At 72.1% G+C, this 18,210-nt stretch carries 15 protein-coding genes; 12 read left to right on the top strand and 3 right to left on the bottom strand.

Annotation, left to right across the window (positions count from 1 at the left end):
• Positions 1 to 10 precede the first annotated feature (10 nt).
• Positions 11 to 1,564: an MFS transporter gene (locus NQO67_RS37310; RefSeq protein WP_374119257.1), complete on the bottom strand. Its 1,554-nt coding sequence runs from the start codon at positions 1,562 to 1,564 to the stop codon at positions 11 to 13.
• Positions 1,565 to 2,223: 659 nt separating this feature from the next.
• Here NQO67_RS37310 and NQO67_RS37305 point away from each other — a divergent pair.
• From NQO67_RS37305 to NQO67_RS37270, 8 genes are all read left to right on the top strand, one after another.
• Positions 2,224 to 4,230, top strand: coding sequence for an elongation factor G (locus NQO67_RS37305; RefSeq protein ID WP_255954915.1), 2,007 nt, complete (start codon positions 2,224 to 2,226; stop codon positions 4,228 to 4,230).
• 312 nt (positions 4,231 to 4,542) lie between these two features.
• Positions 4,543 to 5,895, top strand: a complete 1,353-nt coding sequence (locus NQO67_RS37300; RefSeq protein ID WP_255954914.1) for an extracellular solute-binding protein — start codon at positions 4,543 to 4,545, stop codon at positions 5,893 to 5,895.
• Positions 5,892 to 6,848, top strand: a complete 957-nt coding sequence (locus tag NQO67_RS37295) for a carbohydrate ABC transporter permease (protein ID WP_255954913.1) — start codon at positions 5,892 to 5,894, stop codon at positions 6,846 to 6,848. The genes NQO67_RS37300 and NQO67_RS37295 overlap by 4 nt, the downstream gene beginning before the upstream one ends.
• A gap of 101 nt (positions 6,849 to 6,949) precedes the next feature.
• Positions 6,950 to 7,747, top strand: coding sequence for a carbohydrate ABC transporter permease (locus NQO67_RS37290; RefSeq protein WP_255954977.1), 798 nt, complete (start codon positions 6,950 to 6,952; stop codon positions 7,745 to 7,747).
• Between the two features lie 81 nt (positions 7,748 to 7,828).
• On the top strand, positions 7,829 to 8,854 hold the full coding sequence (locus tag NQO67_RS37285) for an arabinan endo-1,5-alpha-L-arabinosidase (RefSeq protein WP_255954912.1): 1,026 nt from the start codon (positions 7,829 to 7,831) through the stop codon (positions 8,852 to 8,854).
• Positions 8,855 to 9,256: 402 nt separating this feature from the next.
• Positions 9,257 to 9,733, top strand: a complete 477-nt coding sequence (locus NQO67_RS37280) for a phospholipase (protein ID WP_255954911.1) — start codon at positions 9,257 to 9,259, stop codon at positions 9,731 to 9,733.
• A gap of 199 nt (positions 9,734 to 9,932) precedes the next feature.
• Positions 9,933 to 10,550, top strand: a complete 618-nt coding sequence (locus NQO67_RS37275) for an RNA polymerase sigma factor (RefSeq protein WP_255954910.1) — start codon at positions 9,933 to 9,935, stop codon at positions 10,548 to 10,550.
• Complete coding sequence (locus NQO67_RS37270) at positions 10,547 to 11,341, top strand: hypothetical protein (protein ID WP_255954909.1); 795 nt, start codon at positions 10,547 to 10,549, stop codon at positions 11,339 to 11,341. Before NQO67_RS37275 ends, NQO67_RS37270 begins: the two co-directional genes overlap by 4 nt.
• Before the next feature lie 287 nt (positions 11,342 to 11,628).
• On the opposite strand, the gene ku is transcribed toward NQO67_RS37270, so the two are convergent.
• Positions 11,629 to 12,645: a non-homologous end joining protein Ku gene (gene ku / locus NQO67_RS37265; RefSeq protein WP_255954908.1), complete on the bottom strand. Its 1,017-nt coding sequence runs from the start codon at positions 12,643 to 12,645 to the stop codon at positions 11,629 to 11,631.
• Between the two features lie 79 nt (positions 12,646 to 12,724).
• On the opposite strand from ku, the gene ligD reads away from it, so the two are divergent.
• On the top strand, positions 12,725 to 13,612 hold the full coding sequence (gene ligD / locus NQO67_RS37260; RefSeq protein WP_255954906.1) for a non-homologous end-joining DNA ligase: 888 nt from the start codon (positions 12,725 to 12,727) through the stop codon (positions 13,610 to 13,612).
• A 64-nt stretch (positions 13,613 to 13,676) separates the two neighbouring features.
• Here ligD and NQO67_RS37255 read toward each other — a convergent pair whose 3' ends face one another.
• Positions 13,677 to 14,480: an NERD domain-containing protein gene (locus NQO67_RS37255; protein ID WP_255954905.1), complete on the bottom strand. Its 804-nt coding sequence runs from the start codon at positions 14,478 to 14,480 to the stop codon at positions 13,677 to 13,679.
• A gap of 726 nt (positions 14,481 to 15,206) precedes the next feature.
• On the opposite strand from NQO67_RS37255, the gene NQO67_RS37250 reads away from it, so the two are divergent.
• From NQO67_RS37250 to NQO67_RS37240, 3 genes are all read left to right on the top strand, one after another.
• Positions 15,207 to 16,136: an AurF N-oxygenase family protein gene (locus NQO67_RS37250; RefSeq protein WP_255954904.1), complete on the top strand. Its 930-nt coding sequence runs from the start codon at positions 15,207 to 15,209 to the stop codon at positions 16,134 to 16,136.
• Positions 16,137 to 16,238: 102 nt separating this feature from the next.
• On the top strand, positions 16,239 to 16,529 hold the full coding sequence (locus tag NQO67_RS37245; protein ID WP_255954903.1) for a DUF8847 domain-containing protein: 291 nt from the start codon (positions 16,239 to 16,241) through the stop codon (positions 16,527 to 16,529).
• A gap of 297 nt (positions 16,530 to 16,826) precedes the next feature.
• Positions 16,827 to 18,155 (top strand): C40 family peptidase, encoded by a 1,329-nt coding sequence (locus NQO67_RS37240; RefSeq protein ID WP_255954902.1) that lies wholly within the window; start codon positions 16,827 to 16,829, stop codon positions 18,153 to 18,155.
• Positions 18,156 to 18,210: the final 55 nt, after the last annotated feature.

Below are 18,210 nucleotides of genomic sequence, written 5' to 3'. Positions count from 1 at the left end.
TCTTGCACCGTCATTCACGTGCCGTACGGCCGAGCTTCGAACTCCGGACGCGGCTCTCGCTGCGCCGGTCGTGGCGGCGCGCCCCGGCGTCGGCGATGGCCACCAGCAGCGCGACGAGGACGAAGGCGACCGACACCAGCAGCCCGGTGTCGTAGGCGGCGGCCCAGCCCTCGTCCATCATCCGGCTGAAGAACACCGAACCGACCGCGGCGATCCCGATGGACGCCCCGACGCGCTGCCCGGTCTGGAGGCTGCCGCCGGCGCTGCCGGCCGAGGAGACGGGCACCTCGGAGAGCGTCAGGGTCTGGTTGGGGGCGATGACCAGGCCGCTGCCGAGGCCGGCGAAGAGGAGCGGCAGGGCCATCGCCCAGCCGGCTCCCCGGCCCGGCACCATGTGCACGGCGAGCGCGGTGCCGCCCAGGCCGAGCGCGACCACCGACAGGCCCATCACCACCAGGGGCCGCCCGAAGCGTGACACCAGCCGGCCGCCGATGGTCGCCGCGGTGGCGGACCCGACCGCGAACGGGGTGAGGGTGAGCCCGGCCATCAGCGCCGAGTACCTGAGCCCGTTCTGGAGGAAGAGGGTGCTGACGAAGAAGATCGAGGTGAAGCCCGCGAAGTAGAGCAGGATCAGCAGGCTGCCCGCCGTGTAGCTGCGGATGCGGTACAGCCACAGTTGCAGCACCGGTTCGGCACCGCGGGCGCCCCAGGCCCGTTCCCAGCGCACGAAGCCGAACAGCAGCCCGGCGGCCAGCAGCAACAGCAGCCACTTGCGCGGGCCGTGCCACTGTTGGGCCTGCACGAAGGGCAGCAGCAGCGTGAAGACGCCGGCACCGAGCAGCAGCACGCCCACCGGGTCGAGACGGCGGATCGTGAGCCGCCCGGCCGTCGGGGTGTCGGGCAGCAGGCGGTGCGCCAGCACGAGGCAGACGGCGCCGAGCGGCAGGTTGACGTAGAAGATCCACCGCCAGCCCTCGTCGGGTCCGGCGGCATGGATGATCAGGCCGCCCAGGATCGGCCCGACGGCCGTGGACAGGCCGATGGTGCTGCCGAACATGCCGAACGCCCGGCCGCGCTCGGCGCCGCGGAACATCTGCTGGATCAGCGCCGAGATCTGCGGCGAGATCAGCCCGCCCGCGAGCCCCTGCGCCACCCGCGCCGTGACCAGCCAGGTACTCGACTGGGAGGCCCCGCAGGCCGCCGATGCCAGGGTGAACAGCGTCAGGCCGGTCATCATCATCATGCGCCGGCCGCGCGCGTCGCCCATCCGGCCGGCCGGGATCAGCAGCAGCCCGAAGGAGAGGGCGTATCCGGAGACCACCCATTGGAGTTGCTCGATCCCGGCGTGCAGGCCGGTGCGGATGGACGGCAGGGCGACGTTGACGATGGAGACGTCGAGCAGGGTCATGAACCCCGCGACGAGGCACACGTAGAGCGCCTTCCAGCGCCGCTCGTCCGGCACGCCGTCGCCAGCGCCGCCCCCGGGCCCGCCCCGGGCCGGCCCGGGGGCACCGGGCGGGCCCGGCGCACCGGGTGTGGACGGGTGCTCGGACGACGGGGTCACCGGACCGCCTCCTCGTACTTCGGTGTACATCGGTCGTACCTACTGATCGCCAGCTGAACTGCCGTTCGCACCGCCACGTGAACGGCCGCGTGCACTGCCACGTGAACCACTGCTCGAACGGCCGCCCGGGCCTCGTGCCCTGGCGGCTCACGGCCTTGGTGCGCCTGTCCGGTACCCATCGGCCGTACGGCGTACGCCAGTGACTCATGCTCGCTCATGGCCGCGGGGGTGGCACGCAGCGGCACACCGGGCGGGCCCATGGCATCGCGCTGACCTGGTGCGTCCATGCGGTCCAAGGCTCCTGCCACGGCGCCGCACGCGCCCGTCGCACGCCCCTGAGGAACCGCTGCCCGGCCGGGGCGCCCCGGTAATTGGGCGGCGCCACGGCCCGGCCTCCGGTACGGTCGGGCACGCCGCCACCGCCGTCCGGATCCGGGTGTCTCGCCCGCCGGAGGGTCGTACCGCGGCCGGGAGAGCACCCCCGGCCGTCGGAGCTTGGCCCAAGCCGGCAAGAAGGGCGCCGCCGGCAGCACGAACGCCGCGGGGCGGCGCGCGGCACCGGAAGAAGAAGACCGCCAGAGGACCAGGAGTGAGAATGCGCCGAGCACACATGTCCGCACCAGAGGGAAACTTCCGCCTTTACCTGGACATGGAGCTCGATGCATACGCTCAACCTCGGAATTCTCGCGCATGTCGACGCCGGTAAGACCAGCCTGACGGAGCGGCTGCTGCACGCCACCGGCGTCATCGACACGCTCGGCAGCGTGGACGCGGGCAGCACCCGAACGGATCCCCTGGCGCTGGAGCGCCGCCGCGGCATCACCATCAAGTCGGCGGTGGCGTCCTTCGTCATCGGTGACGACCTCGCGGTCAACCTCATCGACACCCCCGGCCACCCGGACTTCATCGCCGAGGTGGAGCGGGTGCTCAGCGTGCTGGACGGCGCCGTGCTGGTGGTGTCCGCGGTGGAGGGCGTGCAGGCGCAGACCCGGGTCCTGCTGCGCACCCTGCGCCGGCTGCGCATCCCCACGCTGATCTTCGTCAACAAGCTGGACCGGGGCGGCGCGGACGCCACCCGGGTGCTGCGGGACATCGCCGGGCGGCTGACGCCCGCCGTGGTCGCGATGGGCAGCGTCCAGCGCGCCGGCGCCCGTTCCGCCGCCGTCTCGCCGTACGGAACCGGCGATCCGGCGTTCGCCACCCGGCTGGCCGATCTGCTGACCCGGCGAAACGATGCCCTGCTCGCGGCGTGGCTGCGTGCCGGCGGGGCGCTCCCGCAGGACCGGCTGCGTGCGGAACTGGCCGCGCAGACCGGGCGGGTGCTGGTGCATCCGGTCTTCTTCGGCTCGGCCGTCACGGGTGCCGGCGTGGCCGACCTGATCGCCGGGATCGCCGAGTTGCTGCCGGCGGCCGCGGCCGACGTCGAGGGCCCGCTCGCCGGCTCGGTCTTCAAGGTGGAGCGCGGGCCGGCCGGCGAGAAGGTGGCCTATGTCCGGATGTTCTCCGGGCAGCTGCGGGTCCGTGACCGGGTGCCCTTCGGCGGGGGCCGGCCCGACGAGCCCGTCCAGGAGGGGAAGGTCACCTCGGTCGGGGTCTTCGAGGCGGACGGTGCGGTGCCGGGGGAGGCCGTGCGGGCGGGGCAGATCGGCCTGGTGCGCGGGCTCGGCGGCATCCGGGTGGGCGACACGATCGGTACCGGCGCCGGGCCGCACGCCCAGCGGCACTTCGCGCCGCCGACGCTGGAGACGGTGGTGGTGCCGCGGCGCGCGGCCGACCGGGCCGCGCTGCACACGGCGCTGACCCGGCTCGCCGAACAGGATCCGCTGATCGACCTGCGGCAGGACCCGATCCGGCGGGAGACCTTCGTGTCCCTGTACGGGGAGGTGCAGAAGGAGGTCATCGAGGCGACGCTCGCCGAGGAGTTCGGGGTGCGGGTCGGTTTCCGCGCGAGCACCACGATCCACATCGAGCGGCCCGCCGGCACCGGCGCCGCGGTGGAGTTCATCGGCGTGGACCCCAATCCGTTCCTGGGCACGGTGGGACTGCGCGTCGAACCTGCCCCGGTCGGCTCCGGGGTGGCCTTCCGGCTCGCCGTCGAGCTGGGCTCGATGCCGGCCGCCTTCATGACCGCGATCGAGGAGACCGTCCGGGAGACCCTGCACCAGGGCCTGTACGGCTGGCGGGTCGTCGACTGCACGGTCACCCTCACGCACTCCGGCTACTGGGCCCGGCAGAGCCATGCGCACGGCACCTTCGACAAGAGCATGTCGAGCACGGCCGGCGACTTCCGGGGACTGACCCCCCTGGTGCTGGCCGCCGCCCTGCAACAGGCCGGCACGGAGGTGTACGAGCCGGTGCACCGCTTCCGGCTGGAGATCCCGGGCGACGTGCTCGACGCGATGCTGCCGGTGCTGGCACGGCTGCACGCGCTGCCGGCGTCGACCGTGGCGCACGGGTCCGGATACCTGCTGGAGGGCGATGTGCCGGCGGCCCGGGTGCACGAACTCCAGCAGCAGTTGCCCACGCTGACGCGCGGTGAGGGCGTCCTGGAATGCGCCTTCGACCACCACCGGCGGGTACGCGGCACGCCTCCCGCCCGGCCGCGCACCGATCACGATCCGCTCGACCGCAAGCAGTATCTGCTGCATGTGGTGCGCCGGGTGTGACTTGGCCGTACGGTGCGTGACCGGACCCGTCCGGGTCCGGCCCGCACGCGGGGTTCAGCCGCACTGCGGTTGACGGCGATTTCGGAGGTAGATACCGGGAACGATGCTGAAATCGATACCGGTGAATCTCTGCGCGAATCGTTGACGCGCACGGCGTTCGATTCTACGGTCAGCGTTCGCAGTTACGAGCAATTTTCGACATATCGAACGCGCATGATCGAACAACTCTGAACGTCTGGGGTGGATATGGGACCGCCTTCCTCTGCGCTGCCGACGGACCGCGGGGCTCCGGAGCGTGCGGCATCGAGCCGTGTGGGCCCGGGCCGCACGGGCCTGACCCGGCGCGGTGCGCTCACCGGGCTCGGCGGACTGGCCGCCGCCGGGGTGACCGGCCTTGGCGCCGCGGGGTGCGCGGCACCCGAGTCGGTCGCCGCCGGCAAGGTCAGGATGCGCTACTGGCACCTGTTCGGCGGCGGCGACGGAGTCAACATGACCGCACTGGTCGACGCCTTCGCCCGGGCCCATCCGGACATCGACATCCAGGCCACCCAGCTGGCGTGGGGCACCCCGTACTACACCAAGCTCGCGATGGCGGGTGCGGGTGGCCGGGCACCGGAGGTGGGGGTGCTGCACATGTCGCGGCTGGTGGGGTTCGCACCCGGCCGGCTGCTCGACCCGTTCGACCTGGACCAGCTCGCCGCGGGTGGCGTCACGCCGGAGCAGTTCCCCACCGACATCTGGCAACGCGGGCGTTCCGGCGGCCGGCAGTTCGCCATCCCGCTCGACACCCACCCCATGGTGCTCTTCTACAACACCGAGGTCTGCAAGAAGGCGGGCCTGCTCGACGGGTCGGGAAAGCTCCGCCCGATCAGCGGCGCCGATGACTTCGTGACCGCCCTGAAGGCCGCGAAGAAGGCCACCGGCGCCCCGGGGTGCACCGCGGAGACGCTGGGCCCGGACGCGGTAGGACCCTGGCGGTTGTTCTCCACCCTCTACTCGCAGACCGGCGGCCGCGTGCTCTCCGCGGACGGCAAGCGGCTGGTGATCGACGACGCCAAGGCGCTGAAGGTCCTCGACTACATGGCGATGCTGACGGGCGACGGCCTGATGGTGCGGCGCGCCGACTACCCGGGCACCGTCGGGGTGTTCAACGGCGGCAAGACCGGCTTCTTCCTCAACGGCGAGTGGGAGGTCAGCACGTTCAAGAACAGCGGCCTGCCGTTCTCCATGACCCGGATCCCCGCCCTGTTCGGCAGGCCCACCGCGCAGGCCGACTGCCACTCCTTCGTCCTGCCGCACCAGGAGGACCGTTCGGGCAAGCCGAACGAGGCGGCGCACACCTTCGTCGCCTGGATGCTGCGGCACTCCGTCGACTGGGCCAAGGGCGGGCACATACCGGCGTACGGGCCGGTGCGGAAGGATCCGGCGTATCTGCACCTGGAACCGCAGTCCGCTTACCGGTCGGTCATCGACGACGTGGTGCTGGACGACCCGGCCTGGTTCACCGGGTCAGCGTCCAAGGCCCAGATCGACCTGGCCGGCTTCTTCTCGGGCGTGCTCACCGGCTCCCGCTCACCCCGGAACGCCCTCGCCGAGGTCAAGTCCCACCTGCGTGACCTGCTGTCCACGCCCGACCCGCTCGGCGGCCTTGGAGCGGCCTCATGACCACCACCACGGCCACCGTGCCCACCCCCGACGAGACCGCGCGGACCGCGTCCGCCACCCCACCGGTCTCCGTGCGCCGCAAGTGGACCGAGCACGGGCTGATGTTCGTCGCCCCGTTCTTCCTCGTCTACGGCCTCTTCCTGCTCTGGCCGCTGGTCTTCGGCGTCGGCATGAGCCTGACCGACGACAACATCACCGGCTCGGGCGGCCAGTTCATCGGCTTCGACAACTACGTGGAGGCGCTCGGCGATTCCAACGTCTGGTCGTCGCTGTGGAACACCGTGTGGTTCACGGTGCTCTCGACCGTGCCGCTGGTGGTGATGGGCCTGGTCTTCGCGCTGCTCGCGCACCATCTGCGCTGGGTGCAGTGGCTGTGGCGGCTGACCTGGTTCGCGCCCTTCCTGCTGCCGTCCGGTGTCGTCTCGCTGCTCTTCATGTGGGTGATCTACCCGTCCGACTTCGGCTTCGCCGACCAGTTGCTCGCCGAGTTCGGGCTGCACCCGGGCATCGGGTGGCTGACGGACACGCGGTACGCGATGCTGTCGATCGTGCTCACCACCGTCTGGTGGACGGTCGGCTTCAACTTCCTGCTCTACCTCGCCGCCCTCCAGTCGATCCCGCAGCACCTGTACGAGGCCGCCGAGCTGGACGGCGCGAACGGCTGGCAGCGGCTGACGCGGATCACGCTGCCGATGCTGCGGCGCACCACCGGGGTGGTGCTGGTGTTGCAGGTCCTGGCGTCGCTGAAGGTCTTCGACCAGATCTACATCATGACCAGCGGCGGCCCGGACAACTCCACCCGGCCGATCCTCCAGTACGTCTACCAGACCGGCTTCACCGGCTACCGCATCGGCTACGCGTCCGCCGTCTCGTACATCTTCTTCGCGCTGATCGTGATCGTCTCCCTGGTGCAGCTGCGGCTGTCCCGGCGGAGCGGTGAGGAGTCCCGTTGAGTGCCCTCGCCCGTGTGAACGCCGCGCCCCGCGGCCGTGCCACCCGTTCCGCCTCCGGTGACAGCGGTCGCCGGCCCCGCTGGACGCCCGCCCGTATCGGCATGCTGGCGCTGTCCCTGCTGCTCGCGGTGGTGTGGGTGCTGCCGCTGGCGTGGGCGCTGGCCACCTCGTTGAAGCCGGACAGCGAGACGACGAGCACCCCGCTGAAGTGGATCGGCTCGCACCTCACGTTCGACGCCTACCAGCGCGTGTGGGACTCCGGCGACCTGGTGCGCTGGTTGTTCAACACCGCGTACATCTCGGTGATGACGACCCTGCTGACCGTCCTGCTCTGCTCGATGGCCGCGTACGGCTTCTCCCGCACCGAGTTCCGCGGTCGCAAGGTGCTCTACGCGGTGGTCCTCGCCGGGATCATGGTGCCGCCGCAGGTGCTGATCGCGCCGCTGTTCGCGGAGATGGTGCAGTTCGGTCTGGTGGACACCTACTGGGGTGTGATCCTGCCGCAGGTCGCCGTGCCCGCGATGGTGTTCATCCTGGTGAAGTTCTTCGACGGCGTGCCGCGGGAGCTGGAGGAGGCCGCCTTCGTCGACGGGGCGGGCCGCTGGCGGGTCTTCTTCACCATCGTGCTGCCGCTGTCCCGCCCGGTGCTCGCCGCCGTGGCGATCTTCACCTTCATCTCGACCTGGAACAACTTCCTGTGGCCGTTCCTGGTCACCACCGACCCGAACGGGATGACGCTGCCCGTCGGCCTGGTCAACGTGCAGTCCTCGTACGGGGTGCGCTACGCGCAGATGATGGCCTCGGTCGTCATGGCGGGGCTGCCGTTGCTGGTCGTGTTCACGCTCTTCCAGCGTCAGATCGTCCGCGGGGTCGCCCATACGGGCCTCGCGGGCCAGTGATCGGCCCCTCACACTCCTGCATCCCGGGGCCGCTCATCACCACGGACACCCTGACATCACAGACCCCCTCAGGAGACACGCATGAGTCGCCTCAGCCGTACCGGCGCCCTCCGCCGGCGCCTCGGCGCCACGCCGCGGTTAACCCGCCGGCGCACCGCCCGCGCGCTGGCCGCCCTGCCGGCCGCCCTGCTGCTGGCCCTGCTGCCGACCGCCGCTTCGGCCTACCCGAACCCGGGTGTGGTCAGCGGCGACATCGTCGTGCACGACCCGAGCATGGCCCGCACCCCCTCGGGCCAGTACCTGCTCTACTCGACCCACAACGGTCTCGAGCTGCGCACCTCCGGCGACCGCACCGCCTTCAGCCGCAGCGGCTCCGCCTTCTCGTCGGCGCCGAGCTGGTGGAGCAAGTACACCTCGGGGACGGACGCCTGGGCGCCCGACGTCTCGTACCACAACGGCACCTACTACCTGTACTACGCCGTCTCCTCGTTCGGCTCCAACACCTCCGCCATCGGGCTCGCCACGTCGAGCACCGGCCAGGCGGGCAGCTGGAGCGACAAGGGCACGGTGTACACGTCCAGCTCCTCCAGCGACTACAACGCCATCGACCCGAACCTCTTCGTCGACGGCAGCGGCTCCTGGTGGCTGTCGTTCGGCTCCTGGTGGACGGGGATCAAGATGATCCGCATCGACTCCTCCACCGGCAAGCAGTCCGGCAGCGACACCACCCGCTACTCGCTGGCCACCACCAGCAGCACGGCCATCGAGGCGCCGTACGTCATCAAGCACGGCAGCTACTACTACCTGTTCAGCTCGTACGACAAGTGCTGCGCGGGGACCAGCTCCACGTACAAGATCAAGGTGGGCCGCTCGTCCAGCGTCACGGGCCCGTACACGGACAAGAGCGGCGTCGCCCTGATGAACGGCGGCGGCACGCCCGTCCTGGAGTCGCACGGCCGCTACATCGGCCCCGGTGGCCAGTCGGTGCTCAGTGACGTGGACGGCGACCTGCTCGTCTACCACTACTACGACGGCAACGACAACGGCACGCCGAAGCTGGGCGTCAACCTGCTCGACTGGAGCAGCGGCTGGCCGGTGGCGTACTGACTTCAGTCGGTGACGCGCTGACGTAGCGCGCGAGGGAGAACGCATCGAGCCCGCGGGAGCGGCGCCCTTCTGTGACCGGGCACCGCTTCCGCCGGCGCGTCCGCCGTATTCGCAGGCGCATTCCACCCGTCGCGCACCATCCCGCGCGAGTCGCACGGCGGTATGCGCTACGCGCGTAACAATCCGGCTCAGGACCGGAGTTACGCGCGTCACATCGGGGTAAGTCTGAGGCACCCGGGCGGACTTGACGGTCGGGACGGTCGTCACCACCACGCGGGTGACATGTCGCCGCGCGTCCACGTGTCGTACGACACCACGACAGCGCGGCGCCGAACGCTGTGACCGTCCCGGCCGATCCGGCCGTCGGCACCGCACCGTCCCCCACAGAGGAGTTCACCGCTCATGCGTCGCAGATTCGCGCTTCCGCTGGCCGCCACCGGTCTCGCCCTCGCCGCCACCCTGCTGCCCACCGCCTCCGCCTCCGCGGCCCCCGCCGACAAGCTCCAGGTCCTCAGCAGCTGGACCCAGACCAGCGCCGCCAGCTACAACGCCTTCATGGCCGCCCGTAACAACCAAGGCGCCTGGTCCGCCTACGGGTTCGACTGGTCGACCGACTACTGCAGCGACTCCCCCGACAACCCGTTCGGCTTCCCGTTCAAGGACGCCTGTTCCCGCCATGACTTCGGGTACCGCAACTACAAGGACGCCGGACAGTTCCCCGCCAACAAGGACCGTCTCGACAGCGCCCTGTACGAGGACCTGAAGCGGGTCTGCGCCACCTACAGCGGCGCCACCAAGTCGGCCTGCGACGGCACGGCGTGGACGTACTACCAGGCGGTGCACAACTTCGGCTCGGTCGCCCCCGCCAAGCACGCCTGACCTGCCCTCCACCAGGCGGCACACCCGGCCCGACCGTCGGGGAGTCACGGCTCCCGGGGCGGTCGGGCCGGAGCGCTGACTTCGTGAAGTCAGCGACAGGACCCTGATGTTCATGTGATATTTGGCACCTCCCCCACGCTTTGGGCAGCGTGCCGGGGGTGCACGGGACCTGTGCCGGACCAGTACGAAGAGGGGCGTTGTGAACCAGGCTGGCCGTGTCCGCCGCGAGCGGCCGCAGGATCGCGTGCTGGAAGAGGCCATCACCCGCGCCCAGGAAGGCGACGAGGAAGCGTTCGCCACGGTGTACCGCACGGTGCACCCCGGCATCCTCGGCTACACGCGCGGCCTCGTCGGCGACGACGCGGAGGACGTCGCCGCGGAGGCCTGGTTGGAGATCACCCGCGACCTGCGCAGGTTCCGCGGCGATGCGAACGGCTTCCGCGGCTGGACGGCCACCATCGCCCGGCACCGCGCCCTGGACCACCTCCGCAGGCAGAAGGTGCGCCCCCGGTCCGCCTTCGTCGACCCGTCGATGCTGGAGTTGCCCGGCGGGCTGAACACCCACGACCAGGCCATCGAGGCCATCACCACCCAGCAGGCGCTCCGGCTGATCGCGGCCCTGCCGCAGGACCAGGCGGAGGCGGTGCTGTTGCGGGTCGTGGTCGGGCTGACCGGCCCCGCGGCGGCGCGGGTGCTGGGCAAACGCCCCGGAGCCGTGCGCTCTGCCGCCCACCGCGGGCTGAAACGGCTGGCCCGGCAGTTAGGTGACCGCGGCGTGCCGGAGGGCGGGCCCCACACCCTGGGGAAGTCGCTATGAACGAGACGTCTCGGCGGCCGGACGAACCGGTGGAGCAGCGCGTCGTGGAGGCGCTGCTGCGCGTGGTGCCACGGTCGGAGGATATCGATCCGGTTGCCCTGGAGCGGGCGCTGGAAGCCTTCCGCGGCGCGCAGCACCCCACCCCGCCGGCCCGCCCCCCGGTCCGAACCCGCACCCGGAAACGCGACGACTGGCACCCCGGCGTGCGCCCAGGGCTCAAGGGTGCCCGGCGGGCCGCCGCACTGGCCCTCGCGGTCAGCCTCGCGCTCGGTGGCGTGGCCTACGCCCTCGCCACCCTCCCCCACCGTCCCGGGCACCCCACGGCCCCGCACACCTCCCCGTCCCCGTCGGCCGGCCTCGGCACCCACGCCTCACCCCACCCCGCGCCGCACCCACCCACCTCGCCCGGCACCGGCGAGGGCACCCGGAAGCCGGGCGGGGGCAAGCACGGGAAGCAGCACGAGAAGGCGGACAAGAACAGGGACGCGACCGGGAGCAGGAGCAGCGGGAAGGGCAACAACGGGAAGGCGAAAGGGAAGGGGAACGAGGACAGGACGCCCAAGGGGCGTGCTGCCGGGGACCAGGGAAAGGGCCAGAAGAAGACCAGGAAGAACGACAAGGGCAAGAAGAACGACGGGGCCACGAAGACCGACGAACCCGGGAAGGACAGGAACGACGAGAGGGTCAAGGGAACCACCAGGCCCGACCGTCGGATCCACCGGACCACGGCCGAGGAAGGGCCCGGCACGAGGAATCCGAGCACGTTCCCCAGCGCGACGGGAACGCCGTAGCCACTCCGCTCAGGGGGTTCCCGTCGGTTCGTCCGACCGTGGGGCGCATCGCGGGCAGGAAACCGGCACTCAGGCCGACCTCTCCCGCACGGGCACAGCCTTGATCGCAGGCTCCTTCGAAGCCCCCGCCTTCCGCTCAGCCGACTTGCGAGCCAGCCAGAACACGCCCAGCGGCCTCCACCGACCGAGGGGCGCATCGCGGCCAGCGCACCGACGCCCAGGCCGACTTGCGCCCGTCGGGTTCGACCAGCGGGCGGGCGTATCGCGGGCCGAGGGTCGGCGCTGGTTCAGGCCGACTTCCGTCCCCGGGTGGTGGTCTTCTTCGGCTGGCCCGTCTTCTTCGTGGTCGCCGACTTCTTCCGGGTCGCGGCCTTCTTCGCAGTCGCCGTCTTCCGTTCGGCCGTCTTTCGGGCCGGGGTCGCCGCCGTCTTCTTGGCCGCCTGTTTCCCCGTCGACTTCGCGGTCTTGCGCGCCGCCCGGCGCCGGCCGGCGGAAGGCTCCGTGCCCTCCTCCTCGGGCGCACCCTCGCCACGGGACTCCCGCGCAGCGCGTACCGAGCTCTCCAGGGCGGACATCAGGTCGATGACCTTGCCGCCGGTCTCGGGCCCGGCCGGCTGTTCCAGGGGCTCGCCCGAGGTCTTCGCGGTGATCAGTTCTTCCAGGGCCGCGCGGTAGTCGTCGTGCAGTTCGTCGAGGTCGACCTCGCCGAGCGTGGCCATCAGCGTGTCCGCGAGGTCCAGCTCCGCATCGCGCACCGTGACCTCGACCTCGGGTGCGGCGTCCTCGGGGGAGCGGATCTCGTCGGGCCACAGCAGGCCGTGCATCGCGATCACGTCTCCGACGACCCGCAACATGCCGAGCCGCTCCCGCCCGCGCAGCGCGAACTTCGCGATCGCCACCCGCCCGCTGCGCCGCAACGCCTCGCGCAGCAGGGCGTACGGCTTCGTGGCCTGGGCCCCGTTCGCCTGCACGTAGTACGCGGTGCCCATCTGCAACGGGTCGATGCGCTCGGCCGGGACGAAGGCGACGATGTCGACGGTCTTGGTGGTGCGGATCGGCAACGCGGCGAGATCGTCGTCGGTGATCGGCACGATGGAGCCGTCCGGCTCCTGGTAGCCCCGGCCGATCTCGTCCTGCGTGACCTCCCGGTCCTCCAGCTCGCACACCTTGCGATAGCGGATCCGGCCGCCGTCCTCGGTGTGGATCTGCCGGAAGGCGATCGAGTGGCTCTCGGTCGCGTTCACCAGCTTGATGGGGATGTTGACCAGGCCGAAGGAGATGGCTCCGTTCCAGATGGATCGCACGTTCCGCACCTTTGCCATGGTTCCGAGTGCGTATCAGTGGATTCATGTTATTTCACGGCATTCATGAGACGCTCGTCGTATGACGCCGATCACGGAGGTGGAGGGACGGCGGCTGTCGCTGACCAATCTGGAGAAGGTCCTCTATCCGCGCAGCGGCTTCACCAAGGCGGAAGTCCTGCACTACTACGCGACGGTGGCCGAGCCCCTGCTGGCCCAGCTGGACGACCGCCCTGTGTCGTTCCTCCGCTTCCCCGACGGGCCCGAGGGGCAGCGGTTCTTCGCCAAGAACGTGCCGCCGGGCACGCCCGACTGGGTGAGGACCGCCGAGGTGCCCCATTCCGACGGCCCGGCGCGCCAGGTCCTGGTGTCGGACCTGGCCAGCCTGATGTGGGCGGCGAACCTGGTGCCCGAGTTCCACACCCCGCAGTGGCGGGCGGGCGCCTACGGCGTGGCGGACCGCCTGGTGTTCGACCTGGACCCCGGGGCGCCGGCGACCGTGGTCGAGTGCTGCCGGGTGGCGCTGTGGCTGCGCGAGCGGCTGGCCGAGGACGGCCTGGAGGCGCATCCCAAGACCTCCGGATCGAAGGGGCTGCATCTGCTGGTGGCGCTGGAGCCGGTGGCGTCGTCGCAGGTCACGGCCTATGCCAGACGGCTCGCCGTGGCGGCCGGGCGGGCCTTCCCCGAACTGGTGACCCATCTGATGAAACGCAGCCTGCGCACCGGCAGGGTCTTCGTGGACTTCAGCCAGAACGCCGCCGCCAAGACCACCGCCACCCCGTACACGCTGCGCGCCCAGCCGGAGCCGACCGTCTCGGCGCCGGTGACCTGGGACGAGGTGGCCGCGTGCCGGGACCCGGCGCACCTGGTGGTGACCGCCGCCGAGGTCCCGGACCGGCTGCACGAGCACGGCGACCTGCTCGCGCCCCTGCTGGCGGAGGAACGGGCGGGCACGCTGCCCGAGGGGTGAAACCCGCAGCCGTGCAGCCCGGAGGCGGGCGACCCGTCAGGCCCGTCGCCCTCCCCCGGCTGCCTCACAGCCGCAGCCAGGTGTGCCGGTCGCGTGCCGTGCCGTACAGGGTCTCCACCTCCGCCGGTTTGAGGACGACGCCTTCGCGGCCCAGCATCGGCAGCTCGGTGTCCCGGATGACGTGCACGTCGCGGGCGGGCGTGCGGAACTCGACGGCGGCCGGGTCGACCAGCACCAGGACGGGGCGCACCTCCACGTCGAGGGCGTGGGCGGCACGGTCGGCGTCGGCACGCAGCCGGGACAGCGGCGGCGCGTGGGTACCGCGGCCGAGGTCGACCACCGGCGGGGTGATGCGCACCCGGCGGCGGTGCGCATGCAGTGCGTGCAGGGCGAAGAGCCCGCCGGGACCGATGAGGAGGTGGTGGATGCGGTCGGCGCCGGGCAGCAGGAGGGAGTGCAGGGTGCGCCAGCCCGCGGCCTCCATCCGGTCGAGCGCCTCGCCCACCGTCTCTTCGGCGGCCAGTGCCCGGCGCCGCGGGTCGGGGCGGAGGCGGCGGACGGCCGCCGGTTCGCGTTCCAGTGAGACGCGCAGCGCCTCGCCGGGACGGTTGGGGGCGAGGTCGTCGTCGGGGTGCAGGGCGAGCCTGGCCAGTTCGGCGGGCGTCGGCACCGGAGGCGGACCGACCGTGACATCGCCGGCCAGGTAGGGCGCCAGGGCCTCCAGGACGGTTTCGGTGAGGTCCTGGCGCAGGATGTTCACCCGGGAGGCGTCCCGGTCGAACCAGGCGACGTTTCCGCCGTCCGGGAGGCTCACGTAGAGCCGCGCCCGGCCGTGCCGCCAGGACGGTACGACGCGCAGCTCACTCATGCCGGCCCCGCCTCCGTGCGCGCGCCCTGGGGTCGTCGTGCGCCCCCGTCACCGTCCCTCTCCCCGTCCATCGTGCGCTCCCGCCCCGGATCCGTCGTGCGCTTGTGTCCTGGACCTGTCGTGCGCCGGCATCCCGGGATCGTCGTGCGCCCGCACCCAGCCTGCACCACTCGCCTCCTCATTCACCGCCGCCTCACCCGCACGGTAACCCGCGGGCACCCCGGTCTCAGCCGCACCGGGTCTCGCCAAGTCCCCCCACACCGGTCCCGCACGCCGGTCCGGCACGGCCGTGCCCCGATCCGGGTCTGCCGGGTGCCCGGCCCGCGCCCGGCCGGCGCCCGGTCCGGACCGCGGTGTGCCCGACCATGGGACCAAGTCCGGCGGCGCGTCGGCAAGCACGCCGCCGGTCGACAACGGCCCCGGCCGGGCGGCGCGTTCGTCGGGCAGACCGCGGCTGGGCGCACTGCTCGCGAACGACGGTCCCGCACGCCTGCATACTCAGGTTTCCCACGTGATGTCCGCGCCGGACACCCCAGCTGGCCTGCTCTTCCGGCTGGGGGTCCGGCCCGTCGCGGAGCGACTGTGGACCACAGCATCCCCGGGAAAACGCAGTAACTCCCCTCAAGGGATTGACGCCCCCGACCCGGAGCGATCTCATGAAGGTGTGACCGGCGGTAACACCCCGGGGTGTGCCGAAGCACGGCCGGATGAACGGAGTGGGAGAGCATGACGACCCTGCCGGACGAGGCGAAGCTGCGGGACGCACTCGGGGTGCTCAAGGACCGGGAGCAGGTCGCCGAACGGCTGCTCCTCGCCTCCGACCAGCACTCCTTCGACCCGGACACGGAGCTCGACTGGGACGCACCGTTCGAAGAAGGCAAGTGGTTCTGGCCGCCGGAGCTGGTCTCCCTCTACGACACACCGCTCTGGCGGCGGATGTCAGAAGAGCAGCGGATGAACCTCGCCCGGCTCGAAAACGCCTCGCTCGCCTCCCTCGGCATCTGGTTCGAGGTCATCCTCATGCAGCTGCTGGTGCGGCACATCTACGACATGTCGCCGACGAGCTCACACGTGCGCTACGCACTCACGGAGATCGCCGACGAGTGCCGGCACTCGAAAATGTTCGCCCGGCTGATCCACAAGGGTGGCTTGCCCACCTACCGGGTGACCCCGCTGCACCACAACCTGGCCCGGGTGATGAAGACGGTGTCGACCACCCCGGGTTCCTTCGCCGGGACCCTGCTCGGCGAGGAGATCCTGGACTGGATGCAGCGGCTGACCTTCCCCGACGAGCGGGTCCAGCCGCTGGTGCGCGGCGTGACCCGGATCCATGTGGTCGAGGAGGCCCGCCACGTGCGCTACGCGCGCGAGGAACTGCGCCGCCAGATGGTGACCGCCCCCCAGTGGCAGCGCCGGATGACCCGGGTGACGTCCGGCCAGTCCGCGCGCGTCTTCGCGCTCTCCTTCGTCAACCCGCAGGTCTACACCGACGCCGGCCTCGACCGGCACGAGGCGGTGGCCCAGGTGAAGGCCAGCCCGCACCGCCGCGAGGTGATGCAGGCCGGCGCCAAGCGGCTGACGGACTTCCTGGACGACGTGGGTGTGTTGCGCGGCGTCGGCCGCCGGATGTGGAAGTCGGCGGGCCTGCTGGCGTGACCGGCGCCCACGGCACGGCAACCGACCGGTGCGCGTGCCATCGCGCGCCCCCGTAAGCCACCCGCACGCCCGGCGTCCCGTCGCCCGGGTGACACTGGTGCGGTGAGGAGCGAAGACACCGCCTTCGTCGGCGGTCCCCTGGACGGCCGGGTGCTGCCGGTGCTGGTCGGCCCGACGGGCCAGCCGCCGAAGGTCTACCGGGTCCCGGTGCCGGACGCCGCGGGCGGCGCCCCGGCCGTCCTGGTCTACCGGCGGGTGGCCGCGGGCTACAGCAGGCGCTTGGGCCTGCAACTGGGCTGGCGCTACGAGTACGACCCGGAGGGCACCGCCTCGGGACGCGGCGGCCGCCTCAAGTGGCCGTGGACCCGACCGGCGAGCGGGCCGACGGCCTGACGCACCACCCGTGCAGCGAGCGCGTGCCGACCGCAGGACGGACGCCTGCCCTCCCCCGCGGCCCCTCCGTCTCCCGCCCCTCCGTCTCCCGCCCCTCCGTCTCCCGCCCGTCCACCTCCCGCCCGGGTCACCCGATCGGCTGCCCTCCGGTGGCCGGCAAGGTCACCGTTCCCGCCCCGCGCGGGTGAGATCTTTGGGCCGAACCGCCCAGCACAGGTGAGCGTCGCCCCCCGGGCCCGGGACATTCCACCGTGCGGTGCGCACGGACCTCCCGTCGCCCGCTGCGGAGGTGACCACATGACGGGCAGGCTCGTACGGGGGATCTGTACGGCCGCGGCGGCCGCTGTCGCGGCAGGCTCACTCGTCGCGGGCACGCCGGCGTCCGCGCAACCCGGACCGGTGCCGGCGCCATCGGGTCCGGCGGCCGGCAGCGGCGCACGGGCCGGCGCGCCGGAGCGCGACAGCACGGACCGCGACAGCACGGACCGCGGCGGTACAGCCCGCGCCGGCGCCGGCCGCGGCACGACCGACCGCGCCGGGGCGGACCGTGGCACCACGACGCGCGACACCGCGCACCGTGCCACCACCGGCCGCGCTGCCGCACCGGGCGCGCCGGGCGCACCCGGCGCCGGCGAAACCTCGGTGACCGCGCTGCTGAACGACCTACGGCGCCTCTACGCCACCGCCGAGGCCGCCGACACCGCCTACCGCACGACGCAGCGCACGCTGCAACGCCGGCGCGGCAGTTCCGCCGGCCTGAACCGGCGGCTGACGAGGGCCCAGCGTGCCCTGCACGACAGCAAGGTGGCCGCCGGGCGGCTGGCCCGGTTGCAGTACCAGGGCAGCAGCACCGCGCTCTCGCCGTACGTCCAGCTGCTGCTCGCCCGTGACCCGCAGCACGCGCTGGAGCAGGGCCACATGCTGCAACGGGTGTCCGCGGCGCGCGCCTCGGTGGTGCACCGGCTCACCGACGATGAACGCCGGGCGCGCACGCTCGCGGCCCACGCGCACCGCAGGACCAAGGCGCAGGAGGCACGGGCGGCCCGCCAGAAGAGGCAACGCGACGCCGCGCGGGCCCGTCTGAAAGCCGTGGAGAAGCAGCTCGCCGCGCTCGGCGCCACACCGCAGGCCACGGCCCGTGGCACCGCACGACCCGACACCCGGCCGGAGCCCGAACGGAGCACGCAGGCCACCGCAGCAGCCGCGAGCCTCACCGGGCTGACCGGCTCGGCCCGCTCGCTGCTCAGCAGGGCGCTCAGCAGTTCCCGCCCACCGTCGAAGGCCGGCGCCGCCGCGCTGCGGTACGCGGTGCAGCAGATCGGCAAGCCCTACCGGTGGGGCGCCGCGGGGCCCGACGCGTTCGACTGCTCCGGACTCACCTCGCAGGCATGGGCGCACGCCGGCCGGACGCTGCCGCGCACCAGCCAGGCCCAGTGGCGGAGCCTGCCCCGGGTGTCGATGGACCAGCTGCGCCCCGGCGACCTGGTGGTGTACTACCCGACCGCCACGCACGTCGCCCTGTACGTGGGCGGCGGCATGGTCGTACAGGCCCCGCGTCCCGGCGAGCGGGTCAAGGTGTCACCGGTGCGCTCCAACCCGGTCCTCGGCGCGGTACGCCCCGGCTGAGCCGGCGGCCGGCCCGGGGAACGGCCGCCGGCACGTGGCGGGCAGCCCGGTGGCC

It is taken from the genome of Streptomyces odontomachi, assembly GCF_024435355.1.
Classification (GTDB): Bacteria; Actinomycetota; Actinomycetes; order Streptomycetales; family Streptomycetaceae; genus Streptomyces; species Streptomyces odontomachi.
This window is presented reverse-complemented; position numbering and strand designations above follow the sequence as displayed.